Origin of the sequence: Paenibacillus sp. PL2-23 (genome assembly GCF_040834005.1) — a bacterium.
Lineage (GTDB): Bacteria > Bacillota > Bacilli > Paenibacillales > Paenibacillaceae > Pristimantibacillus.
Genome location: NZ_CP162129.1, coordinates 1,434,687 through 1,458,305, shown reverse-complemented (window position 1 = coordinate 1,458,305; position 23,619 = coordinate 1,434,687). Strand labels below are relative to the sequence as shown.

Below are 23,619 nucleotides of genomic sequence, written 5' to 3'. Positions count from 1 at the left end.
AGATATAGTTCTAGTCTACTAGTTGCAACCGTATTGTTCAATTAAAAATAAGCGAGATGAACTACGGATTAATGAGTTCCGATAGAATCAATAATCTCCTCACTATTGCCGAGGTCTCCGCACGTGTAATGCCCGCATTTAGATCCAATCGTCCATTTCTTCCAACAATAATTCCCGTAGAAAGATTGCTCTGGACGGCTGATTCTGCCCAATCCGCAATGGTATTCCCATCCACGAAGGTTAGAAGAAGCTTTAGATATAACTCCTCGCTAAGCGACGACTCCAACTCCGTGATGGTCATCGCTCTCTTCATAATCATCATCGCTTCTTGTCGCGTGATGTTGTTACCCGGTCTGAACGTTCCGTCAGGATACCCTTCTATTAGTCCGTTCTCGATGGCGACGGCCATCTCTCCCTGATACCATGCTTTGTCAGGCACATCGCTAAATTTCGGTACAACCAACTCATGTCTTACGATTCCCAGAGCCCTGACCAAGATAGCGGTGAATTCCGCCCTCGTTATTTCACGCTCTGGCTCGTAGGAGGCTTCGTTAACCCCGTTCACAACAAGTCTAGAGTACATGTCGTTTACGTCCAGCTTGCTCCAATGGTTCTCTACATCTGCGAATTGCTGCGGGTTCCAGATCAGTCCGAAAAGTCCGGTTTCAAAGCTGTTGATGCGAGCATAATAACGTCCATTCTCAATGAATACATACGTTGGTTGATGATGCAGATTCCCTTCCCTGTACAATACGCCTGTCGTAATCTTCATGCCATCCGGAATCGGCAATGTGAACTCCATCTTTCCGCGGCTCGTCACCGGCCTAGTTTGTCCGTCATATACAGCTTCGATCGAGATGTACACCTGATCTCCTACGACATCAACTTCCCTGTGTTCAGCCGCTTTCTTGAACTCGTCCTCTTGGTCTTCATCTGCTTCGACGATTGTAACTTTCATTACAATCTCGCAATGATCCCTTTCTTGCCCGTCAAATAACAGACTTATATCTTCCAAATTCAAGTCAGCGGCATTCAGCTTAATCGTCCAGCTCTCGGTATTCACCTCAATAACTTCATTCAGGTCCTGAAGCTCCTGCACCCTCTTGCAAGTTAATGGGAATTCTTCCTCCGATACCGGTTCAAGTGCCGGCAGGGTGCCAGGACCAGTCGATCCGCCTCCTGTGCTGCCCTCAACCAAGCGAATCAGCTGGAAGCTGCTGAATTTGCTAATTTGGAATGCAGCCGCAGTCGGCACACCAGCATTCGTATATACCATTCGCTGCGGTGTATACACTGCAAATTCTCCGTCACTATGCTCCACATAAATCCTGAGACTATTCAAGAATACGTCTCTTTCTGCTGAGCTTCCAACCGGGATCTGATCGGAGAAATCTGACAAAGGAATAAGAACCTCTGTAATCACCCCATGATAGTTCGACTCGATGACTCTCGGCTTTCCAATCGTCTGAATCTGCTCGTTATCGGCTAAAGTAATCTTAGTAGCGCCAATATTCATTGCGTTACTCTGAATCCTTGCCTGATCTTGTGTTTGGTTCACAGGTGCAACTCTAAAGTACAAATCTGTCCCCATATCCTCGATTGCTTTCACACTTGCTTCATCCAGCTGAATCGAAGCCAGGTCACTTCCAATATGCAGGGATATGTTCCGACCTGCCATCGTTGTTATAGCCGTCGCTGGAATTTCGACAGCAATTTCATCCGCATGCTCAAGCTCATCATCATCATGGGTGATGGTGACAAGACGATTTAACGCATCAGGATCGTTCGGGTCAATCGATGCAACCAAGTCATACATCCCATTATCATCGACTATAATCGTGTCAATCTTGGTCCCGTTAGACATGACTGTCCGCAGAATCTTGATGCTCTGCTCTACTGGAGCCCCGTCTTGTAGCGTTGCCAGCTTAGCATCTCTGACCGTGTCCAATCGAGTGCCGCCGTCCTTGGTAATGCCCAATGCCTTTACGATAATTAAGTATCGCTTTGTAGCGGTCTTATCGTTTCTTGTAAACGTAGCCGTCAAGATGACATGCTTCTCTTCCCGTTGCCGGGTGACGTTTACTTGCGCCTGTTCGCCCTCCAGGTCGACCTCGATCACGGAAGGTGTATTCGATTCCCATGTAATATCCGTATCATATGCACCTTGCTTCAGGAGAAGAAACGCCTCTGTAACCCCTTCCCAGATGTCTCCGTCTACGAATTCGGCCGCATCATCAATCTTCAGCTTCTTGGCCGCTTCGTCAACCGCCTCCTGATCACTCAGCTTGATAACCGTGACCCTAAAGGTCTTCGTTCTTGTGATGAGCGGGTTGTCAGGGTCCCTAAGTGTTGCCGTAAGCTCAACTATTTCGTCAGCTTCATCTGGACCCGGTCGATTCACTCGTCCGCTGTTCGAGATAACGGCTGGCTTGTCCGAAGCCCAAGTCACTTCAGAGCCCGTATGACCAAGCTTCGTCAGGTACAAGTTTTTTGTGACATGGTCCGCTGAATCCCCAGGTGCATATCCAATTTCTACATCATCCTCATCCTGCGGGAGACTGATTCCACTTGTTCCTTTCACTGTGACGAAAAAGTCCTTTTCTCGAAAGAAGCCGTCCTTCGTGACTCGCGCTGTTATTCTTACCACCGTATCCTTAAGGGGACGGTTCACTTTTCCGGTATGACTGATTAGCTCGCTACGGTGACTGGTCCATACGACCTCAGCATCATAAAAACCCTCAGAGATCAGTGTAATATCCTGTGTCACACTTTGCGCCGAATCCTGGTCAGCATAACCAATTCTCAATGTGCCGATGACTTCGTCCAGTTGAGCTTGAACATCGTCTTCCAGAGCTATAACAATAAGATCAAAGGTTGTTGTAACGGCAGCATCACCTTTGCTGATTCTTACAACTAAAGTGACCTGCTGGTCGCCCTCCTCTTTCTGTGGACGTACTACCTTGCCATTCGTGTCAATGACAGCGGCTTGCGAAGTGGTCCAAGTCAAACTGCTGCCGTATTCCCCTTCGCTTGGCAGATTCAAGTCATAGGTAACACTATCCTGTATCACATTCTTCTGCCGGATCATGTCCCATGTCACTTGGTCCGCATCCTCATTGACCGATTGCTCGTCTGTGCCTGCCAATTTCTTGACAATAAGCTCAAAAATCTTGGTTTGTGTGGAAGTACCGTTCACAAGCTCCGCTGTTAAGGTGACCTCCTGATCCCCCTCTTCAAAAGAAGGTCTAACCACGGTACCGTCAAGAGAAATGACGGAATCCTTCGAGGTCGTCCACGTTATATTGCTGCCGTATATTCCTGTAGCTGGGAGCCATACATTCGTTTGAACGGAGGTCTGTAGGACATTCTCTTCCCTTATCGTATCCCAAGTCAGATGCATGGCATCCAGAACAGCTAATGACGCATCATCTGGAACCCGAATATCTACAGGATTGGAGGTTAACGACGACACAGCGTCCATCACATTACCAGCATCAACAGTAACTGAGGCGAATGAAGAAGCTTCGAGCTTCTTGGTTGCCTGTCCTGTGAACTGTAGCTCCAGTTGGGTGTCGCTTATACGCGCCACGTCGAAGCCAAGCCCCTCCGGTAGATTGTTGACCGTCACACCCGAGCTCATGACTTCACCTGCAAATCTGCCATTATGCAGCGTAACCGTCAGTGTCTCTGCTATGGAGCCGTCGCCCGCATTATGGAGCACATCAGGTGAGGCTGTAATAAACGACAGTGGTGAACGGAACATAATCGAAAACGTGTTGGACGGGATGCCCATGATTTCAACTTGTGCCTCTTGAATACTATCAATCCATTCATGACTGCTTGCTTGCCCGTTGATGGAAACCGTCATTTGGGTTGGACTGTTCAGTATAGCCTCCCCCGGTTCCAAGCCTGCTGGCCAATTGACCGCATTAACTGCATCTGTAGCATTGGAATCCCAAGTACCGTCTACAAGCGTTAACACCAATTGGTCAGCGATACTGCCATCATTGGCTTCCGACTCGTATAGGGGGGATTGCACAACCACAAAGGGCTCTATTTCCGGAAAGTCAATTTTGAACGTATTCGTCCTTAAATCCGTCGGGCTTCCAATCAGCCCACCTGCTTGTACCGTTACGTACGCCGTATTCACATCCACCATATCCGCCGTCGCTCCACTAAATCCAATCTGCAGCTCATGGGCAGAGGCTCCTGTCAATGTCGCACTTAGACCATCAGGAAGATGATGGACCACGATGTCATCTATCGAAATATCTGTGGCGAATGTACCGTTCGTAATGGACAATGTAAGCGCCTCATCGAGTTCACCGTTCACATTCCCCGTCACGATCCCTTTATCCAAAGCAAGCAGGGCAGGATCCATAAATGTCACACTGAACGTCTTGGTCGTAAGATCTGCTGAAGACCCTATCAAATTATTTTTACCGACCGTTACAGATAAGTTGTCGACCGATGCTTCCTTGCGATGCTGGGCAGCCGCACCCGTCAACTCCATTTCGATCTCACTGTCACTCAAGCGAGTGGCCGCAAAGCCTAAGCCCGCTGGAAGATTATTGACGCGAATATGATTCATATCCAGCGTCTCGACAAGTGTCGCCCCGGAAATCGCCACTTTCTGTTTACCGGATACCGTACCATCATTCGCTTCCGTCTCCTCGAAAGGCTGCAGACCCCGTTCATCCAATTGGATGTCCGCAATGACTTCTTCAAATACTCGCTCATCCAAGCTCGTATAGTAGGTAAAGACTTCACTCCTCTCACCTGGCTCCAGAGGACCCGCATCCCAACTCATTCCGATCGACACATCGTTAACCCAAGGCAAATTCTTCTGTCGAGGTGTCGTATATACGGCATCAGTATAAGGATTGGTTGTATAGCCGCCAAAGACGGAGCCTCTTGCTGCCGGATCCTCGGAATAATAGAAAATCGGCATCCTTGAGCCGAATACTTGGTATAACCGATCATCATCTAGATGTGATTCCGCTTTGACCACAGCAATGCCGTCTTCGGCTATCGTATGGGTAACCACATTTCTAGTTTCATAAAATCTCATATCGTTTTGGTCTACGGTATTGTCAGGATCAAGCGAGCGTGAATACCTTGTGCTTGTCCAGCTTCGTGGATAATCACTTTGATCCGAAATATTCGTAAGGGTGACATCATTCCGATAAAACTTATCGTCCTCATGGAAGGATATCACTTGCCTCACTTCCATTACAGGATTATCCTTCGTTAAACTTCTATTAATCCAAGTCGAGACGATGGTTGCGCTCAGAATGCCTTTATCCACTTGCGAGGTATTGATTACGGTGGTGGACATCTCCTTGCCTTTGAGGATTGGTCCATTTGTTACAGGCTGCCTGCCGTCCATCAAAGCCATATTGGATCTGAAATCATTACTTCTAATGCCATCCGGGTGAGTCGCATATCCTACTGAAAATCCTTCTTTTGCAGTACCCGGCAAATAGTAGTCTATTGGCATATCAATTCCTTGACAGAAGCCGTCATGATCTGCGCTCATTCCAATATTGCTTCTATGTTGGTTATACGGATAGGTATGCGTGCCATGAAAGTTAGCAGGCTTGGTACCCTCTGTGCCGAAATCCCCCCAATTGCTGATCCCAAGCTCAATATATTTGCCGCCTAGGAAAAGCTCTGTACCACCAAGGCCTCCATATGCAGCTCTGGCGCTTGCATCACAGCCATTTGCATCGGCGTGTGCCGTTATCGGGACAATTGGAAGTACAGACAGCATCATAATGAATGACATCAGCATGGCAATTGGTTTGCGTTTCTTCATCTAACAAACCTCTTTTCTTGTCCTTTTTTTGTGATTGTACGATACACCCCTGATATTTTTCTTACATCGTTCGACAATATAGGCTCCTCCTCGGATCACAATGCAGTAGATGCTCTATATACGATCATTGAGGAGCTTCTGGAGGAAGGGCAATCGACGGATTGGAACAAAGCAACCCGGAGTGGCGGAGATGGGTGATGAAGCATATTTCACTGACCTTTGAGGCTTACGACATGTATCTGTATGAGACGAAACGTTATCGTGATTGGATTGATCTATATATGTATTCAGGCCGATTCCCGGAATTCGAGGCGATGCCGATCCTGGATGAGCTGACGAGCTGGTGGAATCCCGCCGTCGAGAATCAAGCGACCGATCGGGCATTCCGTATCGGGCAAACGAAGGATGTGCAGGTTCATAAGTTTATTACACTGGGAACAATCGAGGAACCAATAGATGAGATGTTGGAGCGCAAGCAGAGCATCACGAATCAAGTCGTGGACAGCGGCGAGCAGTGGATAACGGAGCTTTCGACCGCCGATTTGAAGGAGCTGCTGGCGCTTCGCCAAACTTGGGTAACGGAGACGTAGACAGCTTGGCCAATGGATGGAGGGACATCAGGCAGTGGGAAAGAAAAGACTAGAGAAAGCGAAGGCCAAGGCGGTACGCCATAACGCGTCGAAGCCCATGGGACCGACCGAAAGGACCCTTCCAAGAGAAAGCAAAGAGGAAGCGCAATTCGTGCGGTCTTCCGAGCATCTCATGCACACTGCCCCTGAATGGCAGAGGCTGTACATGAGTATACGAAATACGATGAAGGAAATGAATTAACACAGCCGCATTGAAGATCAGCGCACGCAGCCCCCGCTACACTAGCGGGGGCTGCGCTCTTATGGCATTCATTGCGAGCTAATGATCAGGAAGGCTTGCTCTCGCCCAAATCGCAGGTCGTCTCGACAGTTACGATCAGCTCCTTGAGCAATTCCACCGCACTGTTAAGCGCTAAGGAATAGTGACGCTGAGTCCCTTTTTGCTCGATATCAACCAGCTTGTTATCCCGAAGAATCTTCAGATGGTGAGAGATGGCAGGTCTGGACAGCTTGGAATGCTCCGCAATTTCATTAACAGACAGAGAGTCCTCTTGAGCCAATAACAGAATAATATCCTGCCTTGCAGGGTCGCTTAACGCTTGAAACAATGGTATGCATGATCGAAACGTTTCTACAGCACCCATACGTGATATCCTCCTTGATCTAAGACAGCTATGTCCTTTAGGCTTTGCCCTGAATACTACGAACGATTGAAGTCACCAGCTTGCGCGGCATAAAGCGGATCAGCAGTGTCAGCAGCCTGTACTGAGCCCCTGGTATAACAACCGATTTCCCTTGTAAAAAACCATTATACCCGATGTCGGCCACTTTGCGAACATCCATCGCACCACTCTTGAACAGCTTGGACGTGCCCAAATTCGCCCGGTCGCTAAATCCTGTCTGGGTTGGCCCCGGGCATAGCGCTGTCACCGTTACCCCCGTACCCTTGAGCTCATTCTCAAGAGCTTCTGAGAATGATAATACGTACGCTTTGGTAGCATAATAGACCGCCATCAACGGTCCAGGCTGGAATGCCGCTACCGAAGCTACATTCAGCACACCCCCCGTCCCCTTCCTCACCATAGCTGGGACGAACAGCTTCGTAAGCATGGTAAGTGAACAAACGTTCAGGTCAATCATATTCAGCTCCTGCTCAAGATCTGTTTCCACAAATTCACCGTACAATCCAAAGCCCGCATTGTTGACGAGCACATCAACCTCGATCTCTTGCTCCAGAAGCTCCTTGTGCAAGGCAGCAATCTCGCTCTCTACCCCCAGATCCTTCGTTACAGTCATGCATGAAGCCCTGTACGTATCCTTCAACTCTCTCGCCAGCTGCTGCAGCTTGTCTGAGCTCCGTGCCACAAGCACCAGACGATACCCAGCCTCAGCAAAACGATAAGCGAGCACGTACCCGATCCCTCCAGATGCTCCTGTAATTAATACGGTTTTTTTCATGTCATGCAGCTCCTTGTCGGTTATATCTTTATTGTATCCATTCGTTCGTACGTTTGAATGTTTAATCCCTTAAACATAATAAGCTGCAAAGCAATTTATTGTCAATCCTTCTACAAAGCCACAAAAAAAAAAGTACTTAGCGCCATCATGATGATGTCACTAAGCACCGATTGGAGTGGATTCCGATAAGCTAATACCGTTTGTTGGTCCGCTCATATGCAAGGTCAACTTTGTATCACGGGTAATCATCAATATCAGCTTTTAAAAGTGACATTTACCGTATAGCCAATATTTTTAAAAAATTCCTTCAACACTTTTTCTGCACTTTTCTCTGCAGTATCTAGTAAACCAACAGAGATGGCATCTTGACGAATTTGCTCTTGTGCCTTAGCGGCCAGGGCAAAACCTTCATCCCATTTCACATCTCCACGGAAAATCCCGCCTTTGTCAATGGCTAATATTTGATCCATCTGTAAGGATGGCTCCTGGATAAGCTTGGCATGAGGAAGGGTAATGTCAATTTGTTTTGTTTCTTCATTAATTTCCATGTCCTCAGAAGTGATTCCTTTCAAATCAACACCTGCAATAACCGTTCCAGGTACAACCAATAGGAGCTCTCGCTTTGTTCCTGGAAGATCAATAGGGATGTCTTTTCCGAAAATCTTATTGTCCTCTTCTTGTATAACCGCTTTCATATGAGCCTCAGCGGTTGCCAATGTGGCCAGTTGTTGGACATGTTCAACAAACGTGACTGATTCTTGCTTGAAGGTACTGCCCGCAAATAGCCAAGCGCCTCCTGAAGCAATGATTAATATAACAAGAATGGCCAATATCATCTTCACTCCAGCAGCTTTTAAGAAAAACTTAAATATTCCTTTCGGGGGAGATAAAGATCTTGCGTTATGATCTAAAGCGATGGTTGCAGCGCTTTGCATTTGTCCTTCCTTCAATTCTATTAATAGTCTTTCGAGCTGGGCAATTTTTTCATCTTTTTCGTCTATAGAGTTTCTATTTGTGTCCATTTTTGTCACCTTTCAGCTTCTTAGGATTACGTTCACAAGGCTTGTCATAACTCCTACTTATTCTTCAAATGAAGTGATTCTCCTTCTAAATACAGACCCTACTTTTCGATGAGCTTGCTCACCTCAACCGCGCCTCGTATTATTCGAACTTCGGCGCGGCGCTTAATGTAATCCTAGGCGACAGAAGGACCATTTTTTCAATAAGCTGCAGCAAAAACCCACCCGTTCTGTAACGAATGGGTGGGTTTTGGCATTATGGATATTTTATTGTCTCAATGCCGTTATCGATCGTATACTCGTGATTCCTTGATGCTTCTTCAATATCTTGGTATGCCCATGCATAGTCAGTAACATAAGCTTCGTGCACCTTCTGTTGTTGGCTTTGTTCTAACTGCTGTGCATATTCTAAACAGTTCTCCATGTTGAGAATGGTAAAAGTAGAGAACTTCGTGATTCCAATTTCAAGCCCATGACGTTATCTTGATATGAAACCACCTCCGGCTTACTCAGAACACGTTCGCCATCGCTATGCTCGATGAATATAACGAGATCGGCAAGGAATTCTTCCAGCTCTGCCTTATTCGTTGGCAGTTCTACTTCGCGAAGTGGATTTAATATGATTGAGCCTGAGCGTTGGAAAGTCAGCAGACTAGATGTAGCGTTTGATTTCCCTACACCTTACGAGGATTGTTTCTTATTGCCACCGCCGACTAACCTCAAAATCAGCAGGTATGAAACATACCTTATATTATGGGGCTGTAAATATCCGTCGTATAGGTTCAAGATATCAAGAAAAATTGAATGAAATCATACTTTACACAAAACTATCCGAGCTTTATGTTAAGATTTACTAATGAATTGTATGAGGAGGGGAAATTATATGGAACGAACGGAAGTCTCCTTTGATATTGAGACTATACCGCTAACCATTAGGCAGTATATAAAAGAGGCAACAATTTATGATAGTAGTTGTTCCGATAATGCAAAGACACTTTTTGTATCGGGTGAAGAACGTGCTTTTCTAAAGATAAGCAAAAGAGGTTCGCTTGAACGTGAATACAAAATGACAAATTTTTTACATAAACATAACGTCGCACCGAATGCCATAGTCTATGAATCTGATTTAGATTATGACTATTTATTTACAGAAGCAGTAAGTGGTGAAGATGGAACGGCAGTGCCACACATTGAGAATCCTAGTAAATTAGCAAGTGTGTTTGGCGAATATCTAAAAATGTTGCACTCACTACCTACCGAGGGCTGTCCATATGGCAATAGAACTAATGAATTGTTGAATGAAGCACATATTAAGGGGATAGACCTTAGTATTATGAATGAGTACAACTATTGTGCGATCGACAATGTGATAATACATGGTGATTACTGCTTACCTAATATCATAATGGATTACTTTTCATTCAAAGGTTTTATTGATTTAGGATATGGTGGAGTAGGCGACAGACATTACGATATCTATTGGGGATTATGGACACTAAATTATAACTTGAAGACTGATAAATACAGGAATATATTTTTAGATGCTTATGGAAGAAATGAAATTAACGATGACGGACTGAATTATTTTACAAAACTGATTAAGTTGACGGATTAAAATCATTCATTCAACAAAAAAGAGGGGTTCGCCGCCCCTCTTTGCTATTTCCGCCAATACATCTCCGATTTAATTATCCTTCCGCACTAACAGTGAGCAACACTCAACATGAACCGTATGCGGGAACATATAGTCTTAGGATGTGATCTATTGGAATCCGCGGAAGCCTTGATCTGACGGGCTTTTTGACAATTGGTTTCCGTTCTGTTTAGATGCATTTCTATGGTTTCCGTTGATGTTTTACATCAATTTTACATCAATCAGGCTCAATTAGTACCAGCCCCTCATGTTGGGTGAGTATGTATTTTCTATTCGGACTGATTCCGCTGAATGCTGATGCAATTAGTTTTTATTGTTGGTCAATTTGTATTAGATTAAGTCAGATCATGTATGTCCCTGTTTGTCCTCAAAGTCTGTTTGGAGGCAAAGATCCACAGCCACCAGTTGAAGTTCTCCTTCTTTTCGGTGTGGGCAAAGACCTTCCATCCTGTTTCGTCCACATGCCAATGATCCGCTTTCTGGTTAATCTGAAGCAGACGCTTGTAGAGTGGGGTGAGCAGGTCGTGCAGCGTGTGAAAATTACCAACGTTGTTGCTTTCAGTGACAGGCAATCCCCGCATCCAGAGCATGCCCAGCAAGCGGTGCAGAGGGACTTGGAAGTAATATTTCATCAAGATTACATACTAGAGGATGGCATGGGAAAACTTCCCCTTCGGAATTACTTGGGGGAGGTTTGGGGGGCGGTGATAAACTTAGGTTTAGTGCAATCGCAGGTCCGAACCATTCGTTTGCGATGATATTTCACGCGCACCAGTTGATCTGGATATCGTATTCGTTCGAATCTTCCGACAGACCTGTAATTGCGTAAGGTTTTCCACAGCAGGAACAATGGATCTGTTCTATACCCACAACAGACTCTCACCGCCAAGTTAATCGCCATGCTTGGCGCACCAAAATTTATTAAATCGCTGAATCCTAATAATGACGATTGAGATATTTGACGATATCGTCAAACATCTCCATGATATCTCCTTTAGTATCTAACCAACTTCTATTGGCTAACTCTACAAGATGATCAACAGAACCTTCTTCCGCTCCGGATAGAACGATAATATTTCCGATAAAAAAACATCTTCCACTTTCCGTCTTCTTGAATAAGGAAAACCGCAATTGATTCGTATATTTATACCAAATTCTAATCTCGGAAGTCACGAAGAAGTAATCAAAGTTGCTTCTTACGTGCTTAGCGTATTGCAATAACTCTGGATTGACGTAATCCAGATTGTGGTCTTCCCTTGATTTTAGATGATGGATCGCTTTATATAAATCGAAAATGTCACTGACTTCAATAGCCCCGTTAGCTGGACTGTATAATTCCTTTAAGACTTTATCAGGGTCATACTCCTCTATAATATCCAGAATTTGCGAAGGAAGCTGGTTGTCGGAATGATTGATTCGCTGTTCTACCGATACTTTAATTATTATCGATTTTTTGGCTTGAATTTCTTTTAATCTATGCTGAACTTGATCATAGGGATATGCCCAGTAGAAGCAGTGATTCTTCTCATCTACGACGATTAATAATACCGGTCGCCTTGTGATCAACCAATAATTGATTGTCGTAACTTTGATTTTTACCGATAGCGTTCCATTCTTGTGTTGAGTCTTGTCAATGCCCTTGCATTGAACGAAGTAATAATTCCCGTTAGGTTGCTCATCATCGGTTATTTGTTCGCAGATGAAATCAATCCCTTGGTCGTTCTGATTCGGTACTTTGATCACATTATCGAACTTGCCAAGATAGCTCGATAGATAGTCCTCTGAGGCATTCCCTACCTTTCTCGTTCGCGTAAACTTTGGCAGCTTGATTTTCAATTCGGTTGGCATGACGACCCTTCCTTCCTCGCACCTCGCTCCATTATAGACAAGATTATTACACGTAGATGTAGAATTATGTCGAACATATAATGAAAAAGAGGGAAAAGCCTAAGTTGTACGGTAGGCACGACGAGCGTGAAGAAAGATATCCGCTAAAATTCAAAGGAATACCAACCCCCGGTACTAACATTCCGTTTGTCTTTATCTATACGGAAAAACCCCCAGGTTAACCACCCGCTCGCTCTATCTTTTCTGAATCCATGTAGGATGTCTCAATTATCACGGTTGGGATTCCTACATCCTCATTCGATTCGAAGAGATGGTTTCCCCCCTCACCTAATTCGATTTGATTCCATTTTTCGGCACCAAATACATCCGACAGGAAAGAATGATGTCTTGTCCCAGGATTCGAAGTTAGACACGCAAACAGACCGGACATGCCACTCAAGTTAGATCCATGTACTCTAGGCTTGGAGTGAACCCCGATGTTCTTGCGTTTGAAGTTTTTACCTATCGACTGTTCCATAAGCATCCAGATCAATCGGGACCAATCCAATCTCCGCGTAGAGGCTTTTCTTCCCAGAAACTCTTTCCCTTCATCAAAGCACAAAACTTTATATATTGCCCGAGACAGACTTTGTCCCGGAATCAGAGTATCATCGGCCTCCGAAATCGAATAAACACAGGAATAAGGTCCCATGAAATGATCGTCATCAACCAGCAGGTACTGTGCGCCCCTGTGTGCCTGTTTTGGCTTAACATCGAGAGTAACGCCGGGTATCGATGGCCTTACAAATTGAAACGTCGGCCAATGTTGATAAAGCAACAATTGATGATCGTTTGTGTTCAGTTCCACCGTAAGGTCGTTCATCATTTTTGCCTGAAGCAGCAATGCCGTACGTTTGCTCTTTCCTTTCCTGGGGTGGTGCACATGCACGATAAGTAAATCCCCTATTTCCGGATTGGTCGTGGACAAGCTATGATGAACAATTGGCCGCGAGTGGCAAAACACCGATACCACGGAAGTGGCGACGCCGAAAGGCGCCAGGATACGCTTCCAGTCCGCCGCCATTCTGGGGATTCCATATGCAGCCAGATTTGCGATAAAATCCGGCTCATGCGGCGTTGCCGCGGAGTGACGAGCCTTACTGTGAGAGTCTGCGAACGCCTGCAAAGTCGAACGATAAAGTGCTCTCTTATTAGCGTCTATGATGTGTAAATAGGTATGAAAATCAGACACTGTAATCCTCCTGTTAGCTTAAGCCTGAATAGCACCAAATTCACCAGTAACCGACATCTTTCCTCCCGTTCTTGTTAGACGACGATTATGGTATTAAGCCAAGGTAAACCATCTCCAGATAACGTAGGTCTCTAATACTCAATTAAGAATTCCTAAAATAGTAAAGAGGATTATTGGAGAACTCACGAAAACCTTTTTTTCTGTATAAAACTTCACTTCTAAAAAATCTTTTAAACCGCTCTTCCTCTTCCCTTCTAACCTTTACACTTTTTCCAGGATGGTGGTTCATGACACTTATTTTCAGGCTCCCATTTCTATTAGTTTCTATCCGTTTCAATAAATACTTTAAATGCATATCTGAGTCGGGGAACGAATATCCGCAAAATATAATATGATCTATTTCACGTAGTTCTTTTTCAATGTTATACCAAATGGTATTAAGGAAAACATTGCTCATATTCTTAAAATATGTAGGCGGAACAATTATTGGGCTAACTATGGAGTTGCAATAACTACATGTGGCATTTTCAACATTACTAATTAATCGTAAAATCCCTTTCTCCCTAGGGGTTAATTTTAAATTATTACAAGTTGTGCAATAAAGCCAATTAAGAGAACCATGCATCTTATAAAGCTTAACAGCATTATTGTCAGGTGGTGCCCAGTCCCCTTGGTTTTTGTAGTTTGTAAAATCTAAACCGTAATCTATCGTTATGTCAGGATAATGACTTGCTATAGCATTATCAATTAAAATATCATAATTAGTACTAACGAAAACAGTATCCTTTATTTGCGACTTTAATTTAAGTTTATTAATAAGTTCATTGTGATATCCATTGTATGTCTCTAAATTATCGTGTATTGATTTCGCCATTAGTAAAACCAGATATTGGTGAATTATTCTGATTTTATCCTTTTTGTGGGTAATTGTGTCTAAGTTATATCCTCTAAATGATTCTTTTCTCTTCTCTGCCATATCAAGAATCCCTAAAGCCTCTTCAAATGTTGGAAAAGTAACGTCCCTGGGGTTAACGAAACGTAGATCTACACCAAAAAAATATCTGAAGAAATCACCTAACTCGTGGTTCATTTCGGAGTTGTTGTTATTACTGGCAAAGGAAGTTGCTTCGAAATAATCTCGGAATAGATTTGATTGTATTGGCGCACCTTCAGCAGCTGAAGCACCAGCCCCCAAAAAAACTGCGGTTTTCAACGTTATTCACCTCAAGTTTTACTTAGATTCATACTAAAGATTTGAAAGTTCGTCCCACAAAAAACCTTTAGACTGAAGGAACTTTTCTATTCCCTTATGTTGCTTAATCTCTTCCAATAAACTTTTCTTCTCTTTCTTGCTTAGGCATTTAGAATAATACCTCCAAATTTGCTTTCCATGCTGAATTTCATTCTTACTGTCAAATCCTATCCACTTGCCTGTCATCTCATTGCCATAGACATCAAGTGTTGTCTGAAATGCCCCGGAATGCTTGTCCCTCTCTATTCTGCTGTACCAAATACCTGTAATGTAATTATTATCCTGAATTATTCCCTCAACATAGTAGCGACCATAGTCATCATTTAAAGTATCCCCAACAAACCTTCCCTTTCCAATTTGTCTTATCTCAATTAAAAGTATATCTTTTACATCATTCCCCTTTGATTTATATGGTGTTACTGCTGATCCATACTGTCCAGAAAATGATCGCGTTAGTTATCCAAGGTCTGATCGTAATCATGTCCATAGAGATTCAATGAATGGGAAAGCCAAGAAGTTTCGGCTTTCCCATTTCTGTTAAACGAATCGAATATGGTAAACTTCTTTATTCCTCAAGTTAAATCGCGTTTCTCTCATGATCACGTACCAATATCGGTCAAGCTCGAGTCGACAGGGAATGCCACGATCTCCAATGCGAATTTCAAAACATTCACCGCAATAAACAGGATAAGCTTTCTCTCCTAGCAGGACAAACCAACTATTCGCGTCCCGATCGTAGGTCATCTGGTTCCAAGGCTCGTTCATGACAATTCACCCTGAATCACGTGCTTCACCATATGATCGTCAATGATGCGGCGCTTGATCTGGGCTCCGTAGATGAGGCAATGAGTGCTCAACTTGTTGATGAGTCTGGCCGATCCGCCCGAGAATCGGTAAACTTCATTTACCGCCTCATCAGAGAATATCTCATGATTGGTGCCGGCATACGCTAACTGACGCTTCAGATATTCACCGACTTGGGAACGGTCGAAATAGGGCAGCTTGCACTGCAAGTCAATCCGCTGACGAATCGCTGTGTAGGATTGAAGACGAAGCTTTTCCCATAGCTCGTTCTGCCCGACTAGAATTAGCGCCATGGGGCTTTGCGCATCCATCTTGAAGTTGAGGAGAAAGCGCACTTCCTCCAGCATCTCCCGATCGAGCAGATGGGCTTCATCTACGACGACAACCGGTTCCAGTCGATGAATGCCGCGCATGAGTTCCACTTCGCGATGCAACTGACGCTTCGCATCGCCTCGGTAGAACTTCGACTCGCATCCGAGTTGTTCGAGCAACCCTTTGTAGAAGTGGCGCGGCGTTAGCTTGGAGTCCGACAGGTACAACAGCTTATACTTCGCTGCATCCAGCATGGCGGCAAAGCGGCGGACTGTTGTTGTCTTGCCCGTCCCGCAGTCGCCGCTAATGACGGCGAATAATTGGCGCTCAGCAGCGTATTGCAACCGGTCCAGCATCTCTTCCATAGCACTCGCCGGATAAAGCTCTGTCACGGGAATATCCCGAGCAAATGGTGTACGGGTCATGTCGTAGAAGGATTCAAACATCCTTGCCAGCCTCCTTCCTCAGCATGCGGTAGGAGACGGCCGGCGTTTGGGTTTGTGCGCGCTCGTCATGCTTCCGCTCGGCACCTCGGAGCAAGCGGGATTCCGTTGCTGACTGCTTCTGCAAATGCTCTGGAAGGGCCGGCCGCTTGCCAGCCCTTTCTCCAATGATGAGCTCCCGTGCTTGCCAAGGCGTACATCCCTCGTATTCGATCGTCACTTCTGTGATATCTGCCGGGTCATAGACGACTTGAACCGTTTGCCCAATGAACAACAGCCCAACTTCATACTTCTTGCCTTGAAAGCTGATACAGCCGGCCTTATCCACTTTCCGCTGTTCCGCGTGGAGGAAGCTGGCCGCGAGGTGCTCGGAATTTACGAACTGAAGCGCTGCCGGATCGCTCCGAAACGCAGCTTCGGGTGTTTGTTTGTTCGCCAGCGCGGCATGGGGTTTATTCTGGTAGCACTCCGAAAGCCATACTTGGAACCAGTCGTTAAGCTCGGTGAGTGTCTTAACGTTCTCAAGCGCGACCTCGTCCAGAAAGCTCTGCACAGCGCCGTTTAGACGCTCAACCTTGCCTTTACTTTCCGGAGAGTAGGGCTTGGCAAAGAGCAAGCGAATACCGAGTTTCGCGCACGTCCGGTTCATCCAAGTCGTGCGGTATTGCTTGCCGTTGTCGAAGTACACGGCCTCTGGGACACCGTATTTCTCGATCGCTCTTCGGAAACTGTCCTCGACGATGGCTTGCTCCATCGACGCGTAGAAGGCTCCATGCAGCACATACCGCGTCGCGTCATCCACGAATAACACCAGATAGACTTGTTTCTTCGAACCGCCAGGACCAATGGGAAGGTACGGCCCATACTTGATGTCACTCTGCCATAAGCGATTGCGGGACTGCTTCTGAAAGCGCCGCGCGGCCGTACCGCCACCGGCATACATCCGCATCTGCCTTGAACTGTAACCGCGCCTGGTTAATCTCGCCTGCAGGGTGCTGCGTTTAATTATTCCAGGTGCGATCTTCTCCTCCCATTCGAGGATCTGGATAATTTGGCGCACACTCCGCTTCGGCACCTCCCGCCGAAGCAGGATCGCTTCTTCCAGCACCTCAGTTGGTATGGTGTCTGGCAGCGGCTTCCGGCCTTTGGGTTTCGGCTTGAGTCCGTCGAACCCATCCTTGCGATATTCGGCCAAGTACCGGCGCAGCGTCCTCTCTGATAAGCCGGACTGCGCACAAATGGCCGACTTTAACTGAGCCGCCTTCGCCGCATCCAGACCGGATGCTAGGAGCGGCGACAGCAGTTGAAAGCGTTCCGCCGCAACCTTGTCCGATTTCTTTTGTCTGTTCATCCTCATGCCTCCATTTACTAGGGTTAGCATGAGTCTAAAACAAGCTTCAGCGGACAGACAGGCAGAACGGGTCTGTAACCCAAAGATTTAAATTGGCGATGGGGCGGACAGTTCTTCTTAGCCACCCGGCTGCGTCACCGACATACCGTCCTAAAGCGTGGAGTGCGGACTGCGGAGCAACGGACGCTTGCTGCACAGGGAGCTGGAACTGGATGCTAATCGCCTGAAGCGCTGCTGCTGCATACGCCGCCCATACCCGAAACCAAGCCAGCCATCTAGAAAGGGTGGATTCGTCTGCGGCTACTACTAAAGCATCTGGCTCTACTAAGGCATTTTCGATGCTTTCAGCGTCATACCGCTTGTAGGGGACAAGCAGATCTGGCAGCTCATGATGAATTCTTGCGCATGACCTACAGTACAACCTCCGAATGATGAGCTTCGCTCGTTCTCCGCTACTTCTGTACCACACCCGCCCCCGACTGCCCGCTACCTCTAACCAGCAGCCGCAGCAGGGACAGGGAACCAATTCCGCACTCCTAACAAAAAACGCCGGTCGCAGACTCCTTCTCAACCAGCGTGAAATCTGATACAATGACCATATTCTTGGGGTGACGCTTCCGGTTATGCTGCTCGTAACAGCATGACGATTACGGAAGCGTTTCTTCTTTCTTTAGACTGATAGTATGGTCACTATATCGGTCTAATTTCGGACATTTATGAACGTCAACTTCCGGCTATTAATGGACGGCAGAAACAATATGGATATGCCACTACCCAAACCCCACGAATGGATTGAAATCTTTTTATTATTGGAAGGTTATCCAATCTAGACAATAACCAAAGATGTACCCTGTCGTTAAAAAAGGGAATTAACAAAGACCCTAGAAAACCTAAAAGCGTAAATAATAATCTAAACATGATTTCCACTTAATTTAACCCCCTTCAAAAAAAGGTATTAAAAAAAGACTTATTCATTACATTTTCATAGACCTTCTTATCCATTCACTAAAAGCTCTTTACATGCTATAACAACAAGTAAAATTATCTGCAGAGTAAGTATCCCTATTCCGAACACACCATGACGCTTGCGCTTGTCCTCCATATCCCCTATAGCTTTCAGCATAGTGTCTTGGCCAGTCATGATTTGCTTCTCGAGCTCTTTTGCAACGGCATCAACGCGGGCAGTTTGCTCAATCCGGATGGCGTCTAGCAGAACTTGAAGCTCGGTTTGGCTTCGAACGGATTCGCTGTTCAGATTCTCAGCCGTTGTACTGATCGCTGCCGCAACTTGGCTGAAGCTCTCGTTGATTACTTCTGAGGCGCCGCGCATCACATCCGTATGATGCTCCATCACAGTTTGGATAAGCTTCCCGTTAAGATCACTCACTTCCCCAGCGGCCTCATTCACCACCTGTTCGAGCCGTTCTCTAAGCTCGTTCTCCATGCTGTCCAGTCTGCCTGCAAGCCCTTCGCACAGCTCATCTACAGTGTCCTTCACTTCCACGATAACACCGAGCGGCTTCAACTGATCCGGCAACCCTTCCGCCATCTTCTTCAACTCGTTCTGAAGCCAGAGGAGCCGGCTGCCTTGTATGTCCAGCTTTTCAGCCAATTCCTTCTTTACACTGCTGTTCTGTTCAGTGAGAGTATCTATACCCACCTGCAGCTTCTCTACAAATAGTTCATCCATCAACTGCTTCAGTTCTTCCTTGGCCTGTTCGGCAATTTTGCTGCCAGATTGTTTTTTTTGCAAGCTCTTGTTCATACTTCCTCCGTTAATTTCCGGTACTCGTTTTGTAAGTTCTGAAGGTTCATAAAATATAGCCACTTATGGGCACTGCAAGTCTCATTCGAGTTGATTCGTGCAACAGCACCGGCATAAGCCTCCTCGAAACATTGGTCGACGTAACGCTGAAAGCTTAGAGCCGTTTCCCTATCTCTTTCCGCTTGCTTCCGAAACGACTTAAATTTTGCTAAATGCATTTCTGACTGACCTTTCACGACAGCCAGCTCGGCTTGTTGGTCGGCCTGTCTACCAAATGTAACCTTCCGCTTCTGAAGCAGCTTTCGCTGCTCCCCTTGCAGTGTATGATGTAGGTTCTGCCAATCTTTACGAATAACATTATGGACAATCCCGACCCCAACTGTATGTAGTTCACTAATTAGCTCATTCAATTTATTCAAGTCCCGGTTCCAATTGGATGAAAACCAGGTCAAGTAGAAATCAAATGTATAGCTATTTAGATGTACCAGAAAGCTTCTTATCGTATCTTCCAGATCTCCTGCTTTCAACCGTTTCAGGGCAGACCTTGCCGGAATCGGACAATCAGGGTGCAAGGACAGCAAGTCCTCCACCCTGCGTTCGTAACGCTCCAAGATTTGGTCCGCATAAGCTACCATCTGATCGATACGATCATGTATTGCTCTACGCAGCCGTTTGATGGATTTTTCCCCATCTTTGCAGCTAGGCAGAATAGGGATGGCAGGCTTTAGCTCCATGTACTCAAGCGCCGCGATCAACTGCTCCAGATCCGTCGATTGGGCATCGATCCTTCCGAGATATCCGTCCAATTCTTCCAAATGTTCTTTCATTTCGCACATGCGATTATCCAGCATGATCCGGCCTTGCTCAAACCATGCTTCTTTTTCCCGGAGCTTCTCCTCCACCGACCTGTATAGTCTGTAGTTTATACGGACCTGACTGTATTCGTTCGCCGATTCATTGATATCGTTCCGCAGTTGATCTAACAGGTGTTCCATAAGCCGGTCATACTGTTCAAACCAAGAGAGTCTCTTCAGCCTCATCTGATCCCAGGAGTTCCCGTACTCAAGAGGATATACCATGATCTCATTCATCGGGAAGCGCTCAACAGTTCTACCAAATTCCTCGTAGAAGTGTTTGTGGAACGCCTCCGGGGGCACCTCTTGGATCATTTCCCGTATCGAATTGGCGGATACCGAATGAGTCAGCACAATGCGGAACTTATCGGGTACAAATCTCCACTCATCGATGGACTCAATGCCAAAATGCTGAAACGAAGCCAATTGTTTCGCCTGGTTAACCAACAAAATCAAATTGGCCTGTGGCAAATAATGATGGATCACCCTAAGTACATGGTCTTGTTCCTCTGGTGTCGAACTGTAAATTCCGGGCAGATCTATCATTCGGACATAGATATCCGATCGCTGATTATGAATGAAATATCGCTGCGGAATAAGTATTTCTACCGGTTGAACCGAATAAGTGGCACTCGCCTCCACCTCCCCGCGGAGTAAATGTAGCCATTTCGAAACCTCCTGCTCATTGCGGAAAGGCATCCAGTCACAACCTGTAGAACCTTTCACGTAATAGTGTTGATCTGGAGAAGCCGCGTACATCATCGAAGTTACTGTTGATGACCGCCCTTCCTCCCTGCCGCCTCTCAGAGCATGATTGACTTTAGCCATATGCTCCGGGGCAACCCCGATCAACCGCAAGATCAGGGTTGTCTTTCCAACCTGAGACGGGCCGAATACGGCAACAAATATATCCTTTTGCCGATTCTTCGCGTACAGCTCTTTGACTCGTTCATCCTGGAAGGAAGCAACAAAACGCCTCTGTGCCTCATACGCCCAGTCCAACTTAGCCTCCGACAGCTCAGACCAAAAATCCAAGAGAGTCATGGATACTCCTCTGCAGATCAATTTGATAGTTTTGGATGTCTCTTAGAGTATATCTCAGCCTCTCCCAGCGAATGAAAGACTCATTCTTATGGAGGCGGACCCGAAGGCGGTTTTCCATCCGTTTCTTGGCTTCAGCCATTAAGTCGTCGAAGTGGTCCATCACGGCTTGTTGATAAGCTTCCTTAAACTGCCGGATCAGGGTGATTGCCGCATCCTCATCCTGAAAATCCTGCTTGGCGATCTGACGACAAACACTCGCCGCAACGAATCCAAGCGATATGAGGCCGCATAACGAAACGGCAACCGACATACTGGCTGTAGTCGTGGGGACTCCGAGCGCTTTAAGAAGAGCCGGAACCGTATTAATCGTACCATCAACAGCGTCCATACCGAACACCAAAGCCGCCCCGCGGACAATGGAACCGGGAGGGAACTTCACCTTCTCCAATTGTTCTGCCAATTCTCCGGACGGACGTTCCACTAGCATCTGACCATTGTGGTTCTTAACCACCATCTGAGACAACACAAGGGACTCCGCCAATCTCTCCATAGCAATAATGGGGATCAGCTTGACGCTTTCCTCCATAAGCTCACGGGAGTTCTCTCCATTTACAGGCTCATCGGAAAAGAATCCGTTCAGATTATCGATAATGTCCTGTCTCACTACCATTTCAGCCGTGCTCTCTTGCTTGCCGGTCGCTTCCCGCTCCTCTTTCGAGGCAAGCAACCGGTTCGCTCTAGCCTGTTTTACCGAGAAATCCCTTAAATAATCGCTGATCAGCACATGGAACCGTCGGGCGCATTTCAACCCGATGTAGAACCGCTCTCCGCTTTCCTTATCCTCCGCCAGAGAAGAGGGATTGTCGTTATTCAGCTCCACTCGCGGCTTCTCCCATGCACCCTGCACGTGTCTGGTGAACTCCAAGTGGCCCTGATAAGATTTTCCCAAAATAAACTCCTTGACCTTGGTTAAACCTCCCTTACTTGCAATCATATCTTGAATTTCGTGTACTGCCGTGCTTTGGTGGGAGGAAAGGAGTTGATTCAGGGCGCGTTCCACGGAGATGCGAAAGGATCTGACAGCTTGATCATAAAATTGCAGATGCTTCCGGTAATCCTGCTCCTCCTCCGCTTCATTTCGCATATCGTATCGGTCGAGCTCCGTTTGCAGCCTGGCGAGAACTGCGGTGAATGATGTCATCAAGCGATCTATATGATTCACTTGATTTCTACGGAACTCTCTCGGGATCGCAGCATATTTGCGGACGGCATCCATAAGCTCCCCGATCCAGGTTTTTCCAAACTCCTCACCAGTACCCTTCAGCACAACCCGGTCGGATTCGTGTTCCGGTATACCGAAATGCTTCAGCACGAGCCCCTTTAACTGTGCATTGTCCTCCGGACTACGTTCATCCGAAGAAGAGAGGGCAAATATCGGCTTGGCCGCCTTGAAGTCCTTGACGACGCTGTCCAGCAGCGTCCGGTTTTGTCCCTGCGCCAGCTTAGCCCGGTCAAAGACCATTATGCAGGTTGCCGCAAGCGTAAGGGCGTGGCGGACGAAGTCCTGCCATTCTTGATCCCGCCCCTCCAGATCCTCAATACCCGGCAGAAGAGCGAAGCATTGGTCCGGGCTATAGAAATATCGATACGGAACCTTCAACTCTAGCCACATATCGTGCTCGCCTGGCTGTCTCGAGATCTCCATAAACTGCGAGCTAGGAATAGGGATCTCCCTCAGTTCAAAGTCATAGCTACCTTCTACAGGCTCTGCCCGCCGTACATAGGTGTGTATCTCTTCAACCGAGTGCTCAGTGACTAAGATTGGCAGCTTTTCTCCACGCCCGATATTCTCTGGGATATAACCGGAAGGAATATCGTAAAGTTGCTTGAGCAAGGTTGTTTTGCCGACCCCTTGCATACCTGCAATGGCGATAATATATTTATCGTGAAAAAGCTCTGCTATGGCGGTCTGACGGTAATATGTTAACAAATCAGATAGAATACCACTTCTTCCTGTTTCACTTTGAATCACTGTCGATGCTGAGAGCAAGGCGCGTATCCGCCTATTCAGTCCCCGCAGTCCGGTCTCGGGTGTAAATCCGATATTCTCCACAACTGTCAATTCATCCATTCCCTTCATTATGGCATTCATCCAGCCATTCTTGTATCTACATTG

At 46.4% G+C, this 23,619-nt stretch carries 18 protein-coding genes; 3 read left to right on the top strand and 15 right to left on the bottom strand.

The window, feature by feature from the left end; genetic code table 11:
- Positions 1–61: 61 nt before the first annotated feature.
- Positions 62–5,818, bottom strand: coding sequence for an S-layer homology domain-containing protein (locus tag AB1S56_RS06145; protein WP_340873002.1), 5,757 nt, complete (start codon positions 5,816–5,818; stop codon positions 62–64).
- A 161-nt stretch (positions 5,819–5,979) separates the two neighbouring features.
- On the opposite strand from AB1S56_RS06145, the gene AB1S56_RS06140 reads away from it, so the two are divergent.
- Both AB1S56_RS06140 and AB1S56_RS06135 read left to right on the top strand, forming a co-directional pair.
- Positions 5,980–6,408 (top strand): hypothetical protein, encoded by a 429-nt coding sequence (locus AB1S56_RS06140; protein WP_367903436.1) that lies wholly within the window; start codon positions 5,980–5,982, stop codon positions 6,406–6,408.
- A 34-nt stretch (positions 6,409–6,442) separates the two neighbouring features.
- Positions 6,443–6,649, top strand: coding sequence for a hypothetical protein (locus AB1S56_RS06135; protein ID WP_340873001.1), 207 nt, complete (start codon positions 6,443–6,445; stop codon positions 6,647–6,649).
- A gap of 85 nt (positions 6,650–6,734) precedes the next feature.
- Here the strand turns inward: AB1S56_RS06135 and AB1S56_RS06130 are convergent, their stop codons facing one another.
- The 3 genes from AB1S56_RS06130 to AB1S56_RS06120 all read right to left on the bottom strand — a co-directional run bounded on the left by AB1S56_RS06130 (position 6,735) and on the right by AB1S56_RS06120 (position 8,888).
- Positions 6,735–7,052, bottom strand: a complete 318-nt coding sequence (locus AB1S56_RS06130; RefSeq protein ID WP_340873000.1) for a metalloregulator ArsR/SmtB family transcription factor — start codon at positions 7,050–7,052, stop codon at positions 6,735–6,737.
- A gap of 37 nt (positions 7,053–7,089) precedes the next feature.
- Positions 7,090–7,866, bottom strand: coding sequence for an SDR family oxidoreductase (locus AB1S56_RS06125; protein WP_340872999.1), 777 nt, complete (start codon positions 7,864–7,866; stop codon positions 7,090–7,092).
- Between the two features lie 254 nt (positions 7,867–8,120).
- Positions 8,121–8,888: a DUF4230 domain-containing protein gene (locus AB1S56_RS06120; protein WP_340873020.1), complete on the bottom strand. Its 768-nt coding sequence runs from the start codon at positions 8,886–8,888 to the stop codon at positions 8,121–8,123.
- Positions 8,889–9,768: 880 nt separating this feature from the next.
- On the opposite strand from AB1S56_RS06120, the gene AB1S56_RS06115 reads away from it, so the two are divergent.
- Positions 9,769–10,500, top strand: coding sequence for an aminoglycoside 3'-phosphotransferase (locus AB1S56_RS06115; RefSeq protein WP_340872998.1), 732 nt, complete (start codon positions 9,769–9,771; stop codon positions 10,498–10,500).
- A gap of 374 nt (positions 10,501–10,874) precedes the next feature.
- Here AB1S56_RS06115 and AB1S56_RS06110 read toward each other — a convergent pair whose 3' ends face one another.
- From AB1S56_RS06110 to AB1S56_RS06060, 11 genes are all read right to left on the bottom strand, one after another.
- Positions 10,875–11,171 (bottom strand): transposase, encoded by a 297-nt coding sequence (locus tag AB1S56_RS06110; protein ID WP_340872997.1) that lies wholly within the window; start codon positions 11,169–11,171, stop codon positions 10,875–10,877.
- Between the two features lie 304 nt (positions 11,172–11,475).
- Entirely contained in the window at positions 11,476–12,387 is a 912-nt protein-coding gene (locus tag AB1S56_RS06105) for a DUF4365 domain-containing protein (RefSeq protein WP_340872995.1), read from the bottom strand.
- Between the two features lie 217 nt (positions 12,388–12,604).
- Positions 12,605–13,618, bottom strand: coding sequence for a hypothetical protein (locus tag AB1S56_RS06100; RefSeq protein WP_340872994.1), 1,014 nt, complete (start codon positions 13,616–13,618; stop codon positions 12,605–12,607).
- Between the two features lie 142 nt (positions 13,619–13,760).
- A complete protein-coding gene (locus tag AB1S56_RS06095; protein ID WP_340872993.1) occupies positions 13,761–14,831 on the bottom strand; it encodes an SIR2 family protein in 1,071 nt (356 codons plus the stop codon).
- Positions 14,832–15,407: 576 nt separating this feature from the next.
- Positions 15,408–15,614: a DUF5348 domain-containing protein gene (locus AB1S56_RS06090; protein ID WP_367903463.1), complete on the bottom strand. Its 207-nt coding sequence runs from the start codon at positions 15,612–15,614 to the stop codon at positions 15,408–15,410.
- Positions 15,615–15,631: 17 nt separating this feature from the next.
- Positions 15,632–16,432, bottom strand: a complete 801-nt coding sequence (locus AB1S56_RS06085; protein WP_367903368.1) for an ExeA family protein — start codon at positions 16,430–16,432, stop codon at positions 15,632–15,634.
- Positions 16,425–17,780: a DDE-type integrase/transposase/recombinase gene (locus AB1S56_RS06080; RefSeq protein ID WP_367903367.1), complete on the bottom strand. Its 1,356-nt coding sequence runs from the start codon at positions 17,778–17,780 to the stop codon at positions 16,425–16,427. Before AB1S56_RS06080 ends, AB1S56_RS06085 begins: the two co-directional genes overlap by 8 nt.
- Before the next feature lie 46 nt (positions 17,781–17,826).
- Positions 17,827–18,249, bottom strand: a complete 423-nt coding sequence (locus AB1S56_RS06075) for a DUF6431 domain-containing protein (protein WP_340869355.1) — start codon at positions 18,247–18,249, stop codon at positions 17,827–17,829.
- 525 nt (positions 18,250–18,774) lie between these two features.
- The gene (locus AB1S56_RS06070) at positions 18,775–19,545 is read right to left on the bottom strand and encodes a hypothetical protein (RefSeq protein ID WP_340873729.1); all 771 of its coding nucleotides are present in this window, start codon (positions 19,543–19,545) and stop codon (positions 18,775–18,777) included.
- Entirely contained in the window at positions 19,542–21,443 is a 1,902-nt protein-coding gene (locus AB1S56_RS06065; RefSeq protein WP_340873728.1) for a hypothetical protein, read from the bottom strand. The genes AB1S56_RS06070 and AB1S56_RS06065 overlap by 4 nt, the downstream gene beginning before the upstream one ends.
- Entirely contained in the window at positions 21,418–23,583 is a 2,166-nt protein-coding gene (locus AB1S56_RS06060; protein ID WP_340873727.1) for a hypothetical protein, read from the bottom strand. The genes AB1S56_RS06065 and AB1S56_RS06060 overlap by 26 nt, the downstream gene beginning before the upstream one ends.
- Positions 23,584–23,619 lie beyond the last annotated feature (36 nt).